Annotated in this window: 17 protein-coding genes; 10 read left to right on the top strand and 7 right to left on the bottom strand. The window is 56.5% G+C overall.

The window, feature by feature from the left end:
* The first annotated feature begins 2 nt into the window (after window positions 1–2).
* The 7 genes from hypD to PUZ33_RS05960 all read left to right on the top strand — a co-directional run bounded on the left by hypD (window position 3) and on the right by PUZ33_RS05960 (window position 8,447).
* Window positions 3–1,124 carry a hydrogenase formation protein HypD gene (gene hypD, locus PUZ33_RS05990; protein ID WP_058680928.1) on the top strand — a complete coding sequence of 374 codons (1,122 nt, stop codon included), beginning with the start codon at window positions 3–5 and terminating at the stop codon, window positions 1,122–1,124.
* Entirely contained in the window at window positions 1,121–2,131 is a 1,011-nt protein-coding gene (gene hypE / locus PUZ33_RS05985; RefSeq protein WP_058650457.1) for a hydrogenase expression/formation protein HypE, read from the top strand. The genes hypD and hypE overlap by 4 nt, the downstream gene beginning before the upstream one ends.
* 60 nt (window positions 2,132–2,191) lie before the next feature.
* Entirely contained in the window at window positions 2,192–4,264 is a 2,073-nt protein-coding gene (flhA, locus tag PUZ33_RS05980) for a formate hydrogenlyase transcriptional activator FlhA (protein ID WP_062676662.1), read from the top strand.
* A 151-nt stretch (window positions 4,265–4,415) separates the two neighbouring features.
* Entirely contained in the window at window positions 4,416–5,414 is a 999-nt protein-coding gene (locus PUZ33_RS05975) for an ABC transporter substrate-binding protein (RefSeq protein WP_058680930.1), read from the top strand.
* Complete coding sequence (locus PUZ33_RS05970) at window positions 5,414–6,451, top strand: FecCD family ABC transporter permease (protein WP_013098478.1); 1,038 nt, start codon at window positions 5,414–5,416, stop codon at window positions 6,449–6,451. The genes PUZ33_RS05975 and PUZ33_RS05970 overlap by 1 nt, the downstream gene beginning before the upstream one ends.
* Window positions 6,451–7,212, top strand: a complete 762-nt coding sequence (locus tag PUZ33_RS05965) for an ABC transporter ATP-binding protein (protein ID WP_062676663.1) — start codon at window positions 6,451–6,453, stop codon at window positions 7,210–7,212. Before PUZ33_RS05970 ends, PUZ33_RS05965 begins: the two co-directional genes overlap by 1 nt.
* A gap of 14 nt (window positions 7,213–7,226) precedes the next feature.
* Window positions 7,227–8,447, top strand: coding sequence for an MDR family MFS transporter (locus PUZ33_RS05960; RefSeq protein ID WP_029883185.1), 1,221 nt, complete (start codon window positions 7,227–7,229; stop codon window positions 8,445–8,447).
* Between the two features lie 5 nt (window positions 8,448–8,452).
* Here PUZ33_RS05960 and PUZ33_RS05955 read toward each other — a convergent pair whose 3' ends face one another.
* The gene (locus PUZ33_RS05955; RefSeq protein WP_058680932.1) at window positions 8,453–8,797 is read right to left on the bottom strand and encodes a nitrous oxide-stimulated promoter family protein; all 345 of its coding nucleotides are present in this window, start codon (window positions 8,795–8,797) and stop codon (window positions 8,453–8,455) included.
* Between the two features lie 174 nt (window positions 8,798–8,971).
* On the opposite strand from PUZ33_RS05955, the gene PUZ33_RS05950 reads away from it, so the two are divergent.
* A complete protein-coding gene (locus tag PUZ33_RS05950; protein WP_013098482.1) occupies window positions 8,972–9,217 on the top strand; it encodes a SymE family type I addiction module toxin in 246 nt (81 codons plus the stop codon).
* Here PUZ33_RS05950 and PUZ33_RS05945 read toward each other — a convergent pair.
* Both PUZ33_RS05945 and PUZ33_RS05940 read right to left on the bottom strand, forming a co-directional pair.
* Window positions 9,195–9,674, bottom strand: a complete 480-nt coding sequence (locus PUZ33_RS05945) for a membrane protein (protein ID WP_013098483.1) — start codon at window positions 9,672–9,674, stop codon at window positions 9,195–9,197. The two genes, PUZ33_RS05950 and PUZ33_RS05945, sit on opposite strands and share 23 nt — an antisense overlap.
* Entirely contained in the window at window positions 9,671–10,486 is an 816-nt protein-coding gene (locus PUZ33_RS05940) for a winged helix-turn-helix domain-containing protein (RefSeq protein ID WP_058680933.1), read from the bottom strand. The genes PUZ33_RS05945 and PUZ33_RS05940 overlap by 4 nt, the downstream gene beginning before the upstream one ends.
* A gap of 523 nt (window positions 10,487–11,009) precedes the next feature.
* Between PUZ33_RS05940 and mutS the strand changes: the two genes are divergently transcribed.
* Window positions 11,010–13,571, top strand: coding sequence for a DNA mismatch repair protein MutS (gene mutS / locus PUZ33_RS05935; RefSeq protein WP_029883183.1), 2,562 nt, complete (start codon window positions 11,010–11,012; stop codon window positions 13,569–13,571).
* A gap of 140 nt (window positions 13,572–13,711) precedes the next feature.
* Here the strand turns inward: mutS and PUZ33_RS05930 are convergent, their stop codons facing one another.
* The 3 genes from PUZ33_RS05930 to PUZ33_RS05920 are packed head-to-tail and all read right to left on the bottom strand — an operon-like array spanning window position 13,712 to window position 15,963.
* Window positions 13,712–13,933, bottom strand: a complete 222-nt coding sequence (locus PUZ33_RS05930; RefSeq protein ID WP_013098486.1) for a non-oxidative hydroxyarylic acid decarboxylases subunit D — start codon at window positions 13,931–13,933, stop codon at window positions 13,712–13,714.
* Window positions 13,934–13,943: 10 nt separating this feature from the next.
* Entirely contained in the window at window positions 13,944–15,371 is a 1,428-nt protein-coding gene (locus tag PUZ33_RS05925; RefSeq protein ID WP_013098487.1) for a non-oxidative hydroxyarylic acid decarboxylases subunit C, read from the bottom strand.
* Complete coding sequence (locus PUZ33_RS05920; protein WP_013098488.1) at window positions 15,361–15,963, bottom strand: non-oxidative hydroxyarylic acid decarboxylases subunit B; 603 nt, start codon at window positions 15,961–15,963, stop codon at window positions 15,361–15,363. The genes PUZ33_RS05925 and PUZ33_RS05920 overlap by 11 nt, the downstream gene beginning before the upstream one ends.
* 172 nt (window positions 15,964–16,135) lie before the next feature.
* On the opposite strand from PUZ33_RS05920, the gene PUZ33_RS05915 reads away from it, so the two are divergent.
* Window positions 16,136–16,543 carry a MarR family winged helix-turn-helix transcriptional regulator gene (locus PUZ33_RS05915; protein ID WP_020689291.1) on the top strand — a complete coding sequence of 136 codons (408 nt, stop codon included), beginning with the start codon at window positions 16,136–16,138 and terminating at the stop codon, window positions 16,541–16,543.
* Here the strand turns inward: PUZ33_RS05915 and PUZ33_RS05910 are convergent.
* On the bottom strand, window positions 16,540–17,427 hold the full coding sequence (locus PUZ33_RS05910) for a LysR family transcriptional regulator (protein ID WP_058680935.1): 888 nt from the start codon (window positions 17,425–17,427) through the stop codon (window positions 16,540–16,542). The genes PUZ33_RS05915 and PUZ33_RS05910 overlap by 4 nt on opposite strands.
* Window positions 17,428–17,446: the final 19 nt, after the last annotated feature.

The following is a 17,446-nucleotide window of genomic DNA, read 5'->3' as shown; positions in this document are numbered from 1 at the left end:
TTATGCGTTACGTTGATGAATACCGCGCACCTGAGCAGGTGATGCAGCTTATCGGTCATCTGAAAACGCGGGCCGCCCTGCTGAAACACACGGCGGAAAAACCGCTGCGGATCATGGAAGTCTGCGGCGGGCACACCCATGCCATTTTCAAATTTGGCCTCGATCAGCTGCTGCCGGACAACATAGAGTTTATCCACGGCCCGGGCTGCCCGGTTTGCGTGCTGCCCATGGGGCGCATCGACAGCTGTATCGAGATCGCCAGCCAGCCTGACGTCATTTTCTGTACCTTTGGCGACGCGATGCGCGTGCCGGGGAAAAAGGGCTCGCTGCTGCAGGCCAAAGCGCGCGGCGCGGATGTGCGCATCGTGTACTCGCCGATGGATGCCCTGAAGCTTGCAACCGATAACCCTGGCCGAAAGGTGGTATTTTTCGGGCTGGGTTTTGAGACCACCATGCCCGCTACGGCGATCACCCTGCAGCAGGCCAAACGCAGCAATGTCACCAATTTTTTCTTTTTCTGCCAGCACATTACGCTTATCCCGACGCTGCGTAGCCTGCTGGAAGAGCCGGACAACGGCATTGACGCGTTTCTGGCGCCGGGCCATGTGAGCATGGTGATTGGTACCGACGCTTACGGCTTTATCGCTGACGATTACCATCGCCCCTTAGTTGTCGCTGGTTTCGAACCTCTTGATCTACTGCAAGGCGTCACCATGCTGGTTGAGCAGAAAATAGCAGCCCTGAGCGCGGTGGAAAATCAGTACCGCCGCGTGGTGCCGGATGCCGGAAATGAACGGGCGCAGCAGGCGATAGCTGACGTATTTAGCGTTGAGGGCGACAGCGAGTGGCGCGGGCTGGGGTTGATTGCTGAATCCGGCGTGCGCCTGACCCCAGCCTACCGGTCGTTTGATGCAGAAACGCATTTCCGCCCACAGCCACAACAGGTTTGCGACGATCCCCAGGCCCGCTGCGGCGAGGTCCTTACCGGAAGATGTAAACCCCACCACTGCCCGTTATTTGGCAACACCTGTAACCCGCAAACGGCATTTGGCGCACTGATGGTCTCTTCCGAAGGGGCATGTGCCGCGTGGTATCAGTACCGCAACCAGGAGAGTGAAGCATGAACACGGTTGAAATGGCACACGGCAGCGGCGGTCTGGCGATGCAGCAGCTGATAAACCGGCTGTTTATGGAGGCCTTTGATAACCCCTGGCTCGCCGAGCAAGAAGACCAGGCCCGCATTGACCTCGCTTCCCTCACCGCCCAGGGCGACAGGCTGGCCTTCTCCACCGACAGCTATGTGATTGACCCGCTATTCTTCCCCGGCGGCGATATCGGCAAGCTGGCCGTCTGCGGTACCGCGAACGATGTCGCCGTCAGTGGTGCCATTCCGCGCTACCTCTCCTGCGGATTTATCCTTGAAGAAGGTTTGCCGATGGAGACGCTCGCGGCGGTGGTCAGCAGCATGGCGCACACCGCGCGCGAGGCAGGGATTGCTATCGTCACCGGCGATACCAAGGTGGTGCAGCGCGGCGCGGCGGATAAGCTCTTTATCAACACCGCCGGGATGGGGGCGATCCCCGCCGATATTCACTGGGGCGCGCAGCAGCTGGCCGTGGGCGACGTGCTGCTGGTCAGCGGCACGCTGGGCTGTCACGGGGCGACCATCCTTAACCTGCGCGAAGGGCTGGGGCTGGACGGGGAACTGCGCAGCGACTGCGCGGTGCTCACCCCGCTTATCCAGACGCTGCGGGCGATCCCCGGCGTGAAAGCCCTGCGGGATGCCACCCGTGGCGGCGTCAATGCCGTGGTGCATGAGTTCGCGGCCTGCTGCGGCTGCGGTATTGAACTTATTGAGCGCAGCCTGCCCGTGAAGCCTGCGGTTCGCGGGCTGTGCGAGCTGCTGGGACTGGATCCACTCAATTTTGCTAATGAAGGCAAGCTGGTGATAGGCGTTGAGCGCGCCGCGGCCGAAACCGTACTTGAACAGTTGCGGGCGCATCCGTCAGGAAAAGAGGCCGCGATAATTGGTGAGGTGGTTGAGCGCAAAGGGGTGCGCCTGGCCGGACTGTATGGCGTGAAGCGCACGCTGGATCTGCCGCACGCGGAACCGTTACCCCGCATTTGCTAGAACCGCGTGAAAAGCGGTCGGCACGGAATTTTTTTTTGCCCGTTTCTACTGGAAAGCACTATGCCGTATACACCGATGAGCGATCTCGGACAGCAGGGTCTGTTCGACATTACGCGAACACTTTTACAGCAGCCCGACCTGGGTGCGCTGAGCGATGCCCTGACGCGCCTGGTCAGGCAATCTGCACTGGCAGACAGCGCCGCCATTGTGCTCTGGCATAGCGGGAGCCATCGTGCGAGCTACTTCTCCACACGAGAAAACGGAAAAGCGTTTGAATACGAAGACGAAACGTATCTCGCTCACGGGCCGATACGCCGTATTCTTTCCCGGCCGGAAGCGCTGCACTGCAATTTTGAGGAGTTCCGTCAGGCGTGGCCGATGCTGGCCCGGAGCGCCTTATATCAGCCGTTTGGTCATTACAGCCTGCTGCCGCTGGCGGTTGAAGGCCACATTTTTGGTGGCTGCGAGTTTATCCGTAATACCGACCAGCCATGGAGTGAGGCGGAATATGAGCGTCTGCACACCTTCACCCAGATAGTGGCCGTCGTCGCCGAGCAGATCCAAAGCCGCGTCAGCAATAATGTGGATTACGACCTGCTGAGCCGTGAGCGCGACAACTTCCGCATTCTGGTGGCAATCACCAATGCCGTGCTCTCCCGTCTCGACATGGATGAGCTGGTCAGCGAAGTGTCGAAGGAGATCCATCACTACTTCAAAATTGACGCCATCAGCATTGCCTTGCGCGGCCATCGCAAGGGCAAGCTCAACATCTACTCCACGCACTATCTCGACGAAGCGAACCCGGCCCATGAGCAGAGCGAGGTGGATGAAGCGGGAACCCTTTCTGAACGGGTGTTTAAAAGTAAGGAGATCCTGCTGCTCAATCTCAGCGAGCAGGATGTGATGGCGCCTTACGAGCGAATGCTGTTTAACATCTGGGGCAACAAAATCCAGACTCTGTGCCTGCTGCCGTTGATGTCCGGTAACACCATGCTGGGCGTTCTCAAGCTGGCACAGTGTGAGGAAGGGGTGTTCACCACCGCCAACCTGAAGTTGCTGCGTCAGATTGCCGAGCGTATCTCCATCGCGCTGGATAACGCGCTGGCGTATCAGGAGATCCACCGTCTGAAAGAACGGCTGGTGGATGAAAACCTGGCGCTGACGGAACAGCTTAACAATGTCGACAGCGAGTTTGGCGAAATCATCGGACGCAGCGATGCCATGTACAGCGTGCTCAAACAGGTGGAAATGGTCGCGCAAAGCAACAGCACAGTGCTGATCCTGGGCGAAACCGGTACGGGTAAGGAGCTGATTGCCCGCGCGATCCACAATCTCAGCAACCGCAACAGCCGCCGGATGGTGAAAATGAACTGTGCCGCCATGCCTGCGGGTCTGCTGGAAAGCGATCTCTTTGGCCATGAGCGCGGCGCGTTTACCGGTGCCAGCAGCCAGCGCCTGGGCCGTTTCGAGCTGGCGGATAAAAGCTCGCTGTTCCTCGACGAAGTGGGCGATATGCCGCTGGAGCTACAGCCTAAACTGCTGCGTGTGCTGCAGGAACAGGAGTTCGAACGTCTTGGCAGCAATAAGCTGATTCAGACCGACGTGCGGCTGATTGCCGCCACAAACCGCGATCTGAAAAAAATGGTCGCCGACCGCGAGTTTCGCAGCGACCTCTACTATCGCCTGAATGTGTTCCCGATTTGCCTGCCGCCCCTGCGCGAGCGTCCGGAAGATATCCCGCTGCTGGTCAAAGCGTTTACCGCCAAAATTGCCCGCCGGATGGGACGCAACATCGACAGCATTCCCGCCGAGACGTTACGCACCCTTTCCTCGATGGAGTGGCCCGGCAACGTGCGCGAGCTGGAAAACGTCATTGAGCGTGCGGTGCTGCTGACGCGCGGTAATGTGCTGCAACTCTCCCTGCCGGAGGTTTCTCTGCCGGACTCTCCCGCGGCCGCGACCGACGTGGCCCAGGACGGGGAAGATGAATATCAATTGATTGTCCGCGTGCTGAAAGAGACCAACGGCGTGGTGGCCGGGCCGAAAGGGGCAGCCCAGCGTCTGGGGTTAAAACGCACCACCCTGCTGTCGCGCATGAAGCGCCTTGGAATAGATAAAGAGAGCCTGATTTAAGGCGCATTCCGGCGGTGCTTTCTGGCACCGCCTTTTGTCACCCTGCGTTATTGTCCCTCATTGACACACAATATTTTCCTCTGTATAAAATTCCGCCTTAATAATGAGTTTCATTTGCATCAAAAATAACTTTAATGAAGGGTAGCGTTTAATGAAGAAGGTCATCTGCGCGTTAGGCCTGGCGGTTGCGTCGGTCAGTTCTGCTCTGGCAACCACTTATCCTCTGACCGTTGAAAACTGCGGTTATAAAGAGACCTTCACCAAAGCGCCGGAACGCGTCGTGGCCCTTGGTCAAAATACCGTTGAGATTTTGCTTCTGCTGGGTCTGGAAGATAAGGTGAAGGCCAGCGCCTTCTGGCCGACCAAAGTGCTGCCGCAGCTGGCGGAACAGAATGCCAAAATCAAAACGCTCACCGTCGAAATTCCTACGCTGGAATCTATCCTTGCGCAAAACCCCGATTTTGTTCCTGCACAATTGCCGCTGCTGCTCGGGCCAGAAAGTAAGGTCGCAAAACGTGAGGATCTGGCTACCGTCGGCGTGAACAGCTATTTATCACCGGGCATGTGCGCCACTAAAAAAGCCTCGGGCGATATGTACGGCAGCCGCCAGAAGCTGTGGGACATGACATACCTTTATAAAGAGATTGAAGATTTCGCCAAAATTTTCAACGTTGAAGACCGTGGTCAGGCCGTTATCGCCAGCTTCAAAAAACGTGAGGCAGACCTGCGCAAAGAATTTGGCAAAAGCAAAAAAGACCTCTCCTTTGTCTTCTGGTTCTCAAGCGCCTCCCCTTCTGCTGATGCCTACGTGGGCGGTAAAAACAGCGCCTCAGGCTTTATCGCTGACGTACTGGGTGGCCATAACGCCATCACCGCCGAGGCCGAATGGCCAACCGTGGGCTGGGAAAGCATCATTGCCGCTAACCCGGACGTGATTGTGGTCTCAAGCCTCGACCGTAACCGCTGGGCGCTGGATAACGCGGAAGAGAAAATCAAATTCCTGAAAAGCGATCCGGCCGTCAGCCAGCTTGATGCCGTCAAAAAAGGCCATATCGTGGTGATGGACGGCCAGGCAATGAACCCGACGATCCGTACCATTTATGGCGCTGAACAGGTGGGCGAACAGCTCAGAAAACTGGGGCTGAACTGATGACGGCAGCCGTACTTCAGGCCCGACAGGGCCTGTTCCTGACCACTTCCGCTCTGCTGGCTATTGTCCTGCTGTTTCTGGTGATAGCCCTTGGCGTAAGCGTCGGAGAGTTGTCGATTCCGCTGTCCAATGTCTTTTATGCTATCGGTAATAAGCTGGGGCTGACCGCGGTTCCGCTCAACCGCATCTATGAGAGCGTGATCTGGGACTTTCGCCTGAGCCGCGCGCTGGTGGCGGCCTGCTGCGGCGCGGGGCTGGCTATCTGCGGCGCGGTTTTGCAGAGCCTGCTTAAAAACGCGCTGGCTGAACCTTACGTGCTCGGCGTCTCTGCGGGGGCGTCCACCGGCGCGGTTTCCGTCGTGGTGCTGGGGATGGGGACTGGCGCGGTGTCGCTCTCTGCGGGCGCGTTTGCTGGCGCATTCGCCGCCTTTGCGTTTGTCGCCTTTCTGACCAACGGCGCGCGCGGCGGCAACGAGCGCACCATTCTGGCGGGCGTTGCTGCCTCTCAGCTCTTCAACGCCATCACTGCCTATACCATCAGCACCTCTGCCAGCGCGCAGCAGGCGCGTGATGTGATGTTCTGGCTGCTGGGCAGCTTTAGCGGTGTACGCTGGCCTGAATTCCAGCTGGCACTGGTTGTGGTGCTGATTGGGTTAGCCATTTGCCTCTACTATTCCCGGGCGCTGGATGCCTTTACCTTTGGTGACGATGCCGCGGCATCGCTGGGGATTGCCGTCCCCTGGGTGCGCCTGGCGCTCTTTACCACCACCGCATTGATCACCGCAACCATCGTCAGCATGGCTGGCTCAATCGGCTTTGTTGGGCTGGTGGTTCCGCACGTCATGCGTTTCTTGTTCGGTCCTCTGCATCGTACTCTGCTGATTGCCAGCGCACTGGCGGGGGCGATCCTGATGGTGCTGGCAGATATCGCCTCGCGCATGCTGATTGCCCCGCAAAGTCTGCCCGTCGGGGTGGTAACCGCCCTGGTTGGCGTGCCGTTCTTTGCCGTGATCATCTACCGCTCAAGGAATAAGTGATGAGTATCTGCGCTGAAAAAATTACCTGGAAGGTAGGCAAAAAGGTCATCGTCAATAACGTGTCGCTCAAGGTGGCGCGCGGTGAAACGGTAGGACTGCTTGGCCCTAATGGTTGCGGTAAATCATCGCTTCTGCGGATTCTGGCTGGCCTGCGCCGCCCGGATGCGGGCTGTGTGACGCTGGACGGTCAGGACATTTCCCGCATCGCCAAAAAGCAGCTTGCGCGCCGGGTGGCCTTCGTTGAACAGCACGGTATGACCGATGCCAATATGCGCGTTCGCGATGTCGTCAAACTTGGTCGCATCCCGCATCACTCCCCGTTCTCGAACTGGAGCAAGCAGGATGACGAGACCGTTACCGCCGCCCTGCAGCGGGTGGATATGCTGGAAAAAAGCGATCAGGGCTGGCTGAGCCTCTCCGGTGGGGAGCGCCAGCGCGTGCATATCGCCAGGGCGCTGGCGCAGACGCCTACAGAAATTTTGCTGGATGAACCGACCAACCACCTGGACATTCACCATCAGATGCAGCTGATGCACCTGATAAGCGACCTGCCGGTGACCAGCATTGTGGCTATTCACGATCTCAACCATGCATCGATGTTCTGCGATTCGCTGATTGTGATGCAGCAGGGGCAAATCGTGGCCACCGGAACGCCGCAGGAGATCCTCTCAGAGGCGTTGCTCTGGGACGTTTTTCGGGTCAAAACCAAAATCGAGATCTCGCCGTTCCATGGCAAAAAGCACATTCACTTTATCGTTTAAGCGCCCGTAACATGATGCCCCTGCGCCCTGCCACAACGCTCTGGCCGCCCGTCTTACTGGGCAGCCAGTTTGTGTTTAACATCGGTTTTTACGCGGTCGTCCCCTTCCTGGCGATTTTTTTGCGCGACGATATGCTGCTTTCCGGCGGGCTTATCGGGCTAATTCTGGGGCTGCGTACCTTTTCGCAGCAGGGGATGTTCATCGTCGGCGGTGCGCTCTCAGACCGCTTTGGTGCCAAAATCATTATCCTCTGCGGCTGCGTCATCCGCGTTGCGGGTTATCTGCTGCTGGCATTTGGACACGCGCTCTGGCCCATCATCCTTGGCGCCTGTCTGACCGGCATTGGCGGTGCGTTGTTCTCTCCCTCCATCGAAGCGCTGCTGGCCAGGGCGGGTACGCATAGCGAGACTAAAGGTCAACGCAGCCGTGCAGAGTGGTTTGCGCTGTTTGCTGTCTGCGGTGAACTCGGCGCGGTGCTGGGCCCGGTTGTCGGGGCGTTGCTCACGGGGCTGGGGTTTCGCCAGGTGGCGCTGGCGGGGGCGGGGGTCTTCGTCGTCGCGCTGATTGTGCTCTACTTCTGCCTTCCGGCTGCGCAACACAGCAAGCAGGCACTCAATATTGTTCCCTGGTGGACAACCTTCCGTCAGCCGCGCTTTGTCGCCTTTATCATCGCCTACAGCTCATGGCTGTTGAGCTACAACCAGCTCTATCTGGCGCTGCCCGTGGAGATCCAGCGCGCCGGTGGTAACGAGAAAGATCTCGGCCCCCTGTTTATGCTGGCCTCTGTGCTGATCATCACCTTGCAGCTTCCGCTGGCCCGCTTTGCGCGACGCGTGGGCGCGGTGAGAATTTTGCCGGTGGGCTTTTTACTGCTCTCGGCATCTTTTGCGAGCGTGGCGGTATTCGCCCCGACGGTGCCGCCGGAAGGCTGGCTGCGCTTGCTGCCGTCGGTATGTTTTGTGGCGCTATTAACGCTTGGGCAAATGCTGCTGGTGCCCTCGGCGAAAGATCTGGTTCCACGCTTTGCGGAGGAATCGACGCTTGGCGCGCACTACGGCGCACTCGCCACCGCAGGCGGTGTTGCGGTGTTGCTGGGGAATTTGCTGTTTGGCAGTCTGCTGGATCGTGCGCTTGTCCCTTCGCCGCAGGCGATGTCCCCCTGGCTGCTGCTGGCCCTGTTCCCGCTATGCAGCGCGATCGCCATGAAGATCATTTGTCGCCCTTTCACACGCTGAGACGGTTACTTTTTCGGGCGATACTTTTCCGGTAATTCCGGTACCGGACGACGATCGTCCAGCAGATGGCGTACCGTCAGGATGGGGTGACGCCACAGCATGCGCGGCCCCGCCCAGCGCATAATCTGCTTCATCTCTTCACGCCGGGCGGGCTGGTAGCAGTGTACCGGACACTGTTTACAGGCCGGTTTTTCCTCACCAAAGATGCACTTATCCAGACGCTTATCCGCATAGGCATTCAGCGCCTGATAATGCCCCTCTTCCTGAGAAGCCTGCGGGCACTGTTTTTCATACAGAGCGATCATTCTGGCGATCGTCTTTTTTTCCCGTGAAATACGTTTACCAGACATAGCGGCTCACCGACTAAAAACATGCATTAATAATACCCCTTTATCTGCCACTTTTCAGTCGTTGCATTTCGTTTTCTGAAGCCGCCTTCCACTATTAAGCCCACCCCCACCCTTTTTTACTGGTATTTTATACAGGCATTAACAACACGCGTCGCTCATCGTTACGGAGGCTATATGCAAGAGATCGCCACGACCAAACACTATCGCCACTTAAAAGTCGGTTATTTCAGAAAGCGTCACGAAGACCGGAAGACAAAAATCCCGCGACGTTACAGCGTACATGCGGCGTTGAGCTTAAAAGGTGACTGGCTGGAGCAGGCAGGGTTTACTACCCACTCTCAGGTCAGGGTGGGGGTTGAACAGGGGAAAATTGTCATCGAACTACTGAAAGAAGATCTCAGCGAGAGCAGAAGAAAATAGGACGCTTACCGACGGTAAATAGAAACCCTCTGGGCCCTTGTTTCAGAATGGTATAGTTCAATTTATGGTTCGGATAAATAAAGAAATCAGGCAACACGTCGCCGAGTACATTATCCGGCAGGGAGTCTTCATTAACCTCATGGATCTTCACGGAGGTAAACTGGAAAGAGTCTTTGTTTTCGGTCCAGATATAAGACACATCCCGGCGGATAGAGGCTATCGCCTTGTCGTTTTTAAAATATGTCCCGCTTAGCGCGATGACCCCGGTCTGCTTTTGCATGGTGTACATAAAATCCAGCGTCAGGTTTGCGCGGGCATCTTCATGGTAAACAACAACAGAAACTGAACAGGCTTCCGTATTTTGTTTTTTTTCTAAGTGATAATGATAAAGCCAGGACGTCAGCGCCCCAACGGCAAACAGGACGAGACACAGGATGGCAGTAGACTTTTTAGTCACTGATTGTACCCCCTAAAATAAAGCGTAACGCATCCTGCATCTTCTTCTTGCTCATACGGTTTTCTGCAAATGAGTACAGAAAGTGCCGGAGCCGTGCTGGATGAAGAGAAGTAGGCCCAGGGGTATTTTTTACAATCGAGCCCTGTTCGCATGATAATTTGCTTATAACGCGTGAAGTTACCCCTGCTTTTAATATCATCGTTTCGTGAGAAAAAATGGCAGCCATTTTCCGTACTGCTTATGGTGTAGTCTTTAAAAAAGTCTTTTCTGGAATAGTCATGGACCGCCAGATGAAGAATAAAATAGCCGAGCCCAAAAGAGAGGGCCATAAAAAGCAGTGGAAGATAGCGACGATAGTGATGACGCGGGGTCTTATCTTTCACCTGAACGGCAGCTGTTTCCGCAATCACCTCTTTCGAGCCGGTGACAGGCTGGGCTTCTGCTATCGCGCTTTCTGATTCTGTTACGTCGTTTTCAATTCGGCTGACCTTAACTTCTTTTTTAATCTGGAACCCTTTTCTGGGTACCGTGGCAATCAGCGTGTCGTCAGTCTCTCCCGTCGTGCGCAACCCACGCCGGATAATGGAGATATTCTGATAAAGGGTATTGGCCGGAACTAACATTCCGTCTTCACCCCAAACTTTAGTGAAGAAATCCCTTTGATTAACCACTTCCGGGGCGGACTCAAGCAGAAGAACCAGACAACGACTGGCTGGCGTGGTCAGAATGACGCTCAACTCCGGTCGGGTCATAGAGACAAGTAAGTTTTTCTCTGGACAAAATTTAATATTATCGTTAATTATCCAGAACATATGAGACTCACTATGCAATAAACAGAATCAGAAAACTGTTGCCAGAGTTAGCAAGTATACTCTGCGAATATTCCTTGTCAAAGCAGTAAGTTATGGTGTTTGTTCAGCAGTAACACCGAAATAAAATAATGTGAGCATAATAGAATATTATCGCCACATCGAAGACAAATACGTTTCTGAAACAGAAAAAAAGGATGACGTTATATTCTGACGCCTTTATTCCCGTTTACGTTTAATACGCAAGGAATATCGCGCGGTGTTCCTTTAGCGTTACCGGACCAGCGTGCCTGTCGCAATTGCGGCAAGACAGGCCCACGTCTTCAGTATCGCTGGAATCAGGTACGCATTTTAGTCGAAAGAGCCTGCACGTCTGTTTTCCTGTCCAGCAGAGTCCGTTATCATGGTCCGTGAACGATTCATGATAAGAAACGCAGGCTGTCATGCGTTCCAATGAGAGAGTAAGAAACCTGACAATAAAAAAGACAACTCATTGAAATTGAAAAAAAATGGACACGGTAACCTAATGAGTACACTTGAAAATTTTGACGCCCATACCCCAATGATGCAGCAGTACCTGAAGCTGAAAGCGCAGCATCCGGAAATCCTGCTGTTTTACCGTATGGGCGATTTTTACGAGCTGTTTTATGACGATGCTAAACGGGCATCGCAGCTGCTCGACATCTCTCTGACCAAACGTGGCGCATCGGCAGGTGAACCCATCCCGATGGCAGGCATTCCGCATCATGCGGTAGAAAACTACCTGGCCAAGCTGGTGAATCAGGGCGAGTCGGTTGCCATCTGTGAGCAGATCGGCGATCCGGCTACCTCAAAAGGCCCGGTTGAACGCAAGGTCGTGCGTATCGTCACGCCAGGCACCATTAGCGACGAAGCCCTGCTCCAGGAGCGTCAGGATAACCTGCTGGCGGCCCTGTGGCAGGACGGCAAAGGGTTTGGTTACGCCACGCTGGATATCAGCTCCGGGCGTTTTCGTCTGAGCGAGCCGGCTGACCGGGAAACCATGGCAGCCGAGCTGCAACGCACCAACCCGGCGGAACTGCTGTATGCCGAAGATTTTGCCGAAATGGCGTTGATAGAAGGTCGTCGCGGCCTGCGCCGCCGTCCGCTGTGGGAATTTGAAATTGATACCGCTCGCCAGCAGCTCAACCTGCAGTTTGGCACCCGCGATCTGATTGGCTTTGGGGTGGAAAACGCCCCGCGTGGACTGTGCGCCGCGGGCTGCCTTTTGCAGTATGTGAAAGATACCCAGCGCACCGCCCTGCCGCATATCCGCTCTATCACCATGGAGCGCCAGCAGGACAGCATCATTATGGATGCGGCCACGCGCCGGAATCTGGAGATCACTCAGAACCTGGCGGGTGGCGTTGAGAACACGCTGGCATCCGTCCTCGATAACACCGTGACGCCGATGGGCAGCCGCATGCTGAAGCGCTGGCTGCATATGCCCGTCCGCGATACGGATACGCTCGTTTGTCGTCAGCAGACCATTGCCGCGCTGCAGGATCGCTACACCGAGCTGCAGCCAGTGCTGCGTCAGGTGGGCGATCTGGAGCGTATTCTGGCTCGCCTGGCACTGCGCACGGCGCGGCCTCGCGACCTTGCACGAATGCGTCATGCCTTCCAGCAGTTGCCGGAACTGCGTGCTCAACTGAGCGACGTTGACAGCGCACCGGTTCAGAAACTGCGCGAAACCATGGGCGAGTTTGCTGAACTCCGCGATCTGCTGGAGCGCGCTATCATAGATGCGCCGCCGGTTCTGGTGCGCGACGGTGGCGTAATTGCCCCTGGCTACAACGAAGAGCTGGATGAATGGCGCGCGCTGGCTGACGGCGCAACGGATTACCTCGACAAGCTGGAGATCCGCGAGCGCGAACGTCTCGGGCTCGATACCCTGAAAGTCGGCTATAACGCAGTCCACGGTTACTATATTCAGATCAGCCGCGGGCAGAGCCATCTGGCGCCGATTCACTATGTGCGTCGCCAGACGTTGAAAAACGCTGAGCGCTACATCATTCCTGAGCTGAAAGAGTATGAGGACAAAGTTCTCACCTCGAAAGGCAAAGCGCTGGCCCTGGAAAAGCAGCTTTACGACGAGCTGTTCGACATGCTGATGCCACACCTCGCGGACCTGCAGTTAAGCGCTGGCGCGCTGGCGGAGCTGGATGTGCTGGTGAATCTGGCTGAGCGCGCTGAAACGCTGAACTATACCTGCCCGACCTTTACCGACAAGCCCGGCATTCGCATTACCGAAGGCCGCCACCCGGTGGTGGAGCAGGTACTGAACGAGCCGTTCATCGCTAACCCGCTGAGCCTGTCGCCGCAGCGAAGAATGCTGATCATTACCGGTCCGAACATGGGCGGTAAAAGTACCTATATGCGCCAGACGGCGCTTATCGCCCTGCTCGCCTACATCGGCAGCTACGTTCCGGCGCAGAAAGTGGAGATTGGCCCTATCGATCGTATCTTCACCCGCGTGGGTGCGGCGGACGATCTGGCCAGCGGCCGTTCCACCTTTATGGTCGAAATGACGGAAACCGCCAATATCCTGCACAACGCCACAGAACACAGCCTGGTGCTGATGGACGAAGTCGGACGCGGCACCTCAACCTACGACGGACTGTCGCTGGCATGGGCGTGTGCGGAAAACCTGGCGAATAAAATCAAGGCCATGACGCTGTTCGCGACGCACTACTTTGAACTGACGCAGTTGCCGGAGAAAATGGAGGGCGTGGCAAACGTCCACCTGGATGCGCTGGAGCATGGTGATACTATCGCCTTTATGCACACGGTGCAGGAGGGGGCCGCGAGCAAGAGCTATGGTCTGGCCGTCGCGGCGCTGGCGGGTGTGCCTAAAGAGGTAATTAAACGCGCGCGTCAGAAACTGCGCGAGCTGGAAAGCCTGTCACCGAATGCGGCGGCCACCCAGATTGACGGTACACAGATGTCGCTGCTGGCACCTGCGGAAGAGACGTCACCCGCCGTTGAAGCGCTGGAGAATCTCGACCCGGATTCACTGACGCCACGTCAGGCGCTGGAGTGGATTTATCGGCTGAAGAGTCTGGTTTAGTTCTCTGCGATCTTTGCCCGGTGGCGCTACGCTTACCGGGCAGTAACCTCGTGCGGTCTGTTTTGCCGGGTGGCGGCTTCGCCTTACCCGTCCTACAAAACCCGTAAGCCCGGTAAGCGCAGCGCCACCGGGCTTTTTTTTTACAGCAATGGCGGAATGGTCGGCACCTGCGGCGCCTCATCAATATCCTTCTGCGTCATACGGAACGCTTCAGGGTAATGTTCGCGACTGGTACGACGCAGCGGCTCGGTATCGCGCCAGGTATACAGGCAATGCTGGCACTGATAAACCGTCCAGATCCCTTTCACCGGTGATGTGGCCATCACCTCAATTTGCTCATCGGCACAACGTGGACAAATCATCTTTTCCTCCTTATTGGCGTGCTGCCAGCATCGCAGTCAGCTTTTCAGCCCAGGCTTTGGTTTCCGGTAAATCCTGCACCGGCTGGCTGTAGTGACCGCGGTTATCCGGCGCAACAGGCGTGGTGGCATCAATAATCAGCTTGTCGGTGATCCCTGCCGGGCTGGACCCAGGATCAAGCTCAAGGACCGACATGTTCGGCAGCTGCACAAGATCCCCTGCCGGGTTCACTTTTGATGACAGCGCCCACATCACCTGCGGCAGGTTGAACGGATCGACATCTTCATCCACCATAATCACCATCTTCACATAGCCCAGGCCATGCGGCGTGGTCATGGCGCGTAAACCGACCGCGCGGGCAAAACCACCGTAGCGTTTTTTGGTGGAGATGATCGCCAGCAGACCGTGGGTGTACATCGCGTTCACCGCCTGCACTTCAGGGAACTCCGCTTTCAGTTGCTGGTAAAGCGGCACACAGGTGGCTGGCCCCATCAGGTAGTCGATCTCGGTCCAGGGCATCCCGAGATAGAGGGATTCGAAAATCGGTTTGGTGCGGTACGAGACTTTATCAATACGGACCACTGTCATATTGCGTCCGCCCGAATAGTGCCCGGTAAACTCACCGAACGGCCCTTCAATTTCACGTTTACGGCCTTCAATCACCCCTTCCAGGATCACTTCAGACCCCCACGGCACATCGAAGCCGGTCAACGGCGCGGTCGCAATCGGGTACGGGCTTTCACGCAGCGCCCCGGCCATTTCATACTCGGACTGATCGTATTTCAGCGGCGTTGCGCCCATCAGGGTGATGATCGGATCGTTGCCCAACGTAATCGCAATCGGCAGGTCTTCACCACGCTCTTCGGCTTTATGCAGATGCAGGGCGATATCATGCATCGGCACCGGCTGCAGGCCGAGCTTACGTTTGCCTTTCACTTCCATGCGATAAATACCGACGTTCTGCTTGCCGAAATGGTCCGGGTCGAGCGGATCGCGCGAGACAACGCACGCTTTGTCGAGATAAAAACCGCCGTCCCCGTCGTTCAGGCGAAACAGCGGCAGGATGTCGAACAGGTTAATCTCTTCACCGTCCACCGTATTCTGCGCCCATGCGGGGTTGGCCCGGCGCTCCGGTGCGACCGGGAATTTATCCCAGCGACGAATAAACTCATCGATCTGCTTTTTGACCGGGGTATTCGCCGGCAGCCCCATCGAAATGGCGTGGTTCTGCCAGGAGCCGATGGTGTTCATCACCACCCTGGCATCGGTAAACCCGCGAATGTTATCGAACCACAGCGCAGGCGCACCGTCACCGATACGTCCCGTCGCGTTAGCGGCCGCCGCCAGATCCGGCTCCGCATTGACCTCTTCTTCAATTTTCAGCAGTTGCCCTTGCTCATCGAGCGCCTGCAGGAAGCTTCTCAAATCATCAAATGCCATCGTTATTCTCCTGTGAAAAATGTTTCGCCGCCTGCAGGCCGTTCCAGCGACGCGCCTTTTTGTGCTCCAGACCAAACTGGTCGAGCACGCGGGTCACGATATGCTGGGTGATATCATCGGCGGTTTGCGGGTGGTTGTAATACGCAGGCATGGGCGGCACCATCGCCACCCCCATGCGGGAAAGCGCGAGCATGTTCTCCAGATGAATGGTGCTGAGCGGCGTTTCACGCGGGACCAGCACCAGCTTGCGCCCCTCTTTCAGCACCACGTCTGCCGCACGGCCCACCAGCCCTTCGGCATAGCCCGCGCGGATACCCGCCAGCGTTTTCATGCTGCAGGGAATGACGATCATGCCGTCGGTACGAAACGAGCCGGAGGAGATGGTGGCAGCCTGATCGGCAGGACTGTGAACGACATCTGCCAGGGCGGCGACATCCTGCGCGGTATAAGGCGTTTCCAGCTCAATGGTGGTTTTCGCCCATTTCGACATCACCAGATGGGTTTCAACCTCTGGCATGTCCCGTAACGCCTGCAGTAAAGCCACACCCAGCGGAGCACCTGTTGCTCCCGTCATTCCCACGATCAATCTCATTCAGCACCTCAATTAATTTGTTCGCATACGAACATAATGACTACGTTACTCCCGGTGAGCTGAGCTGACAATATTGTTCGTACACGATCACACGTAATGCTAAAAACTGCTGCGTTAAAATCGCAGGCAATAGCGGCTATCATAGGGGGAGATTTTTTTCGTCGGAGTGTTCATGGAACTGAGACAAGAAGCGTTCCACCTGCTACGGCAGCTTTTTCAACAGCATACTGCCCACTGGCAACATGCTTTACCGGCGCTGACCAAGCCGCAATATGCGGTGATGCGATCTGTTTCTGAAAATCCGGGGATCGAGCAGGTCGCCCTGACGGAAGTTGCCGTGAGCACAAAAGCGACGCTGGCCGAAATGCTGAGCCGCATGGAATCGCGCGGGCTGGTGAAGCGCGAACACGATCCTGCGGATAAGCGCCGCCGGTTTGTCTTCCTCACGCCTGAAGGGGAAGCCCTGCTTGCAAGCTGTAAACCGGTCGGTAATGAGGTGGATGAGGCGTTTTTAGGGCGTCTCAGCCAGGACGAGCGGGAACAATTTACGGCACTGATCAAAAAGATGATGCATGACTAGTTCACCCGGGCACGCATAAAATCAATAAATGTCCGGACCTTAGCGGGCACATGCTGGGCATCTGGATAAACGGCATAGATGCCCTGCTGAGCAAACGTGTATCCCGGTAAAAGCGATACCAGAACCCCCGAATTCAGTGCGTTTCGCACCAGCCACTCCGGCAGCAGCGCCACACCACATCCCGCATGCGCGAAAGCCATCAGCGCCTGGGCGCTATCTGCGTACAGGCGCGGGGCTTTTTTAATCTCAAAGGCAACCAGATTGCCAGCTGCATCTTTTACCTGCCAGTGCAGCGGCGAAGGTAAACGCTCGTGAACGATCCACTCGGCCTGCGCCAGGTGTTCGAGAGATTCAACGGGATGGTTAGCCAGCCACCCGGGGGCGGCAACCGGCAGGATAGTAAAGTTTGAAATCAAGGCGGCGTGGTAGCGCGAATCAGCGAGTGTTCCCAGCCGGATGGCGACATCAAAGCGCTCCGAGATAAGATCGGCATGCTGAGACGACGAAACATGACGAACGCGAAGCTCCGGATGCTGCTGGCTAAATTCGGCCAGCAAAGGCACAACCACCTGCGAACCGTATTCGGGCGTGGTGGTGATCCGCAATTTGCCGGTCAGGCCGGCATGGTTAGCGCGAACGTCGTCCTGCAGGCGTTCAGCCTCCTGTAAAAGCCTGACGCTTCGCTGATGAAAAAGCACGCCCGCCTCGGTTAACGTCAGGCGACGGGTGGATCGCAACAGCAGCGTGACTCCCAGCTCATCTTCCAGCTGGCGAATATTGAAGCTGACCACGGCCTTTGTCAGCCCCATCGACTCTGCGGCGGCAGTAAAACTGCCCGCATCCGCTACCGCCACAAACATCGCCGTTCGCTGGAGATTCAGCATCGTTAACCTTCAAAATTGT

This window comes from Enterobacter cloacae complex sp. 2022EL-00981 (assembly GCF_028737495.1).
In the GTDB taxonomy this organism is placed as follows: Bacteria; Pseudomonadota; Gammaproteobacteria; order Enterobacterales; family Enterobacteriaceae; genus Enterobacter; species Enterobacter cloacae.
Note: the sequence above shows the minus strand (reverse complement) of the source record. Positions and strands in the feature narration are given on the sequence as shown.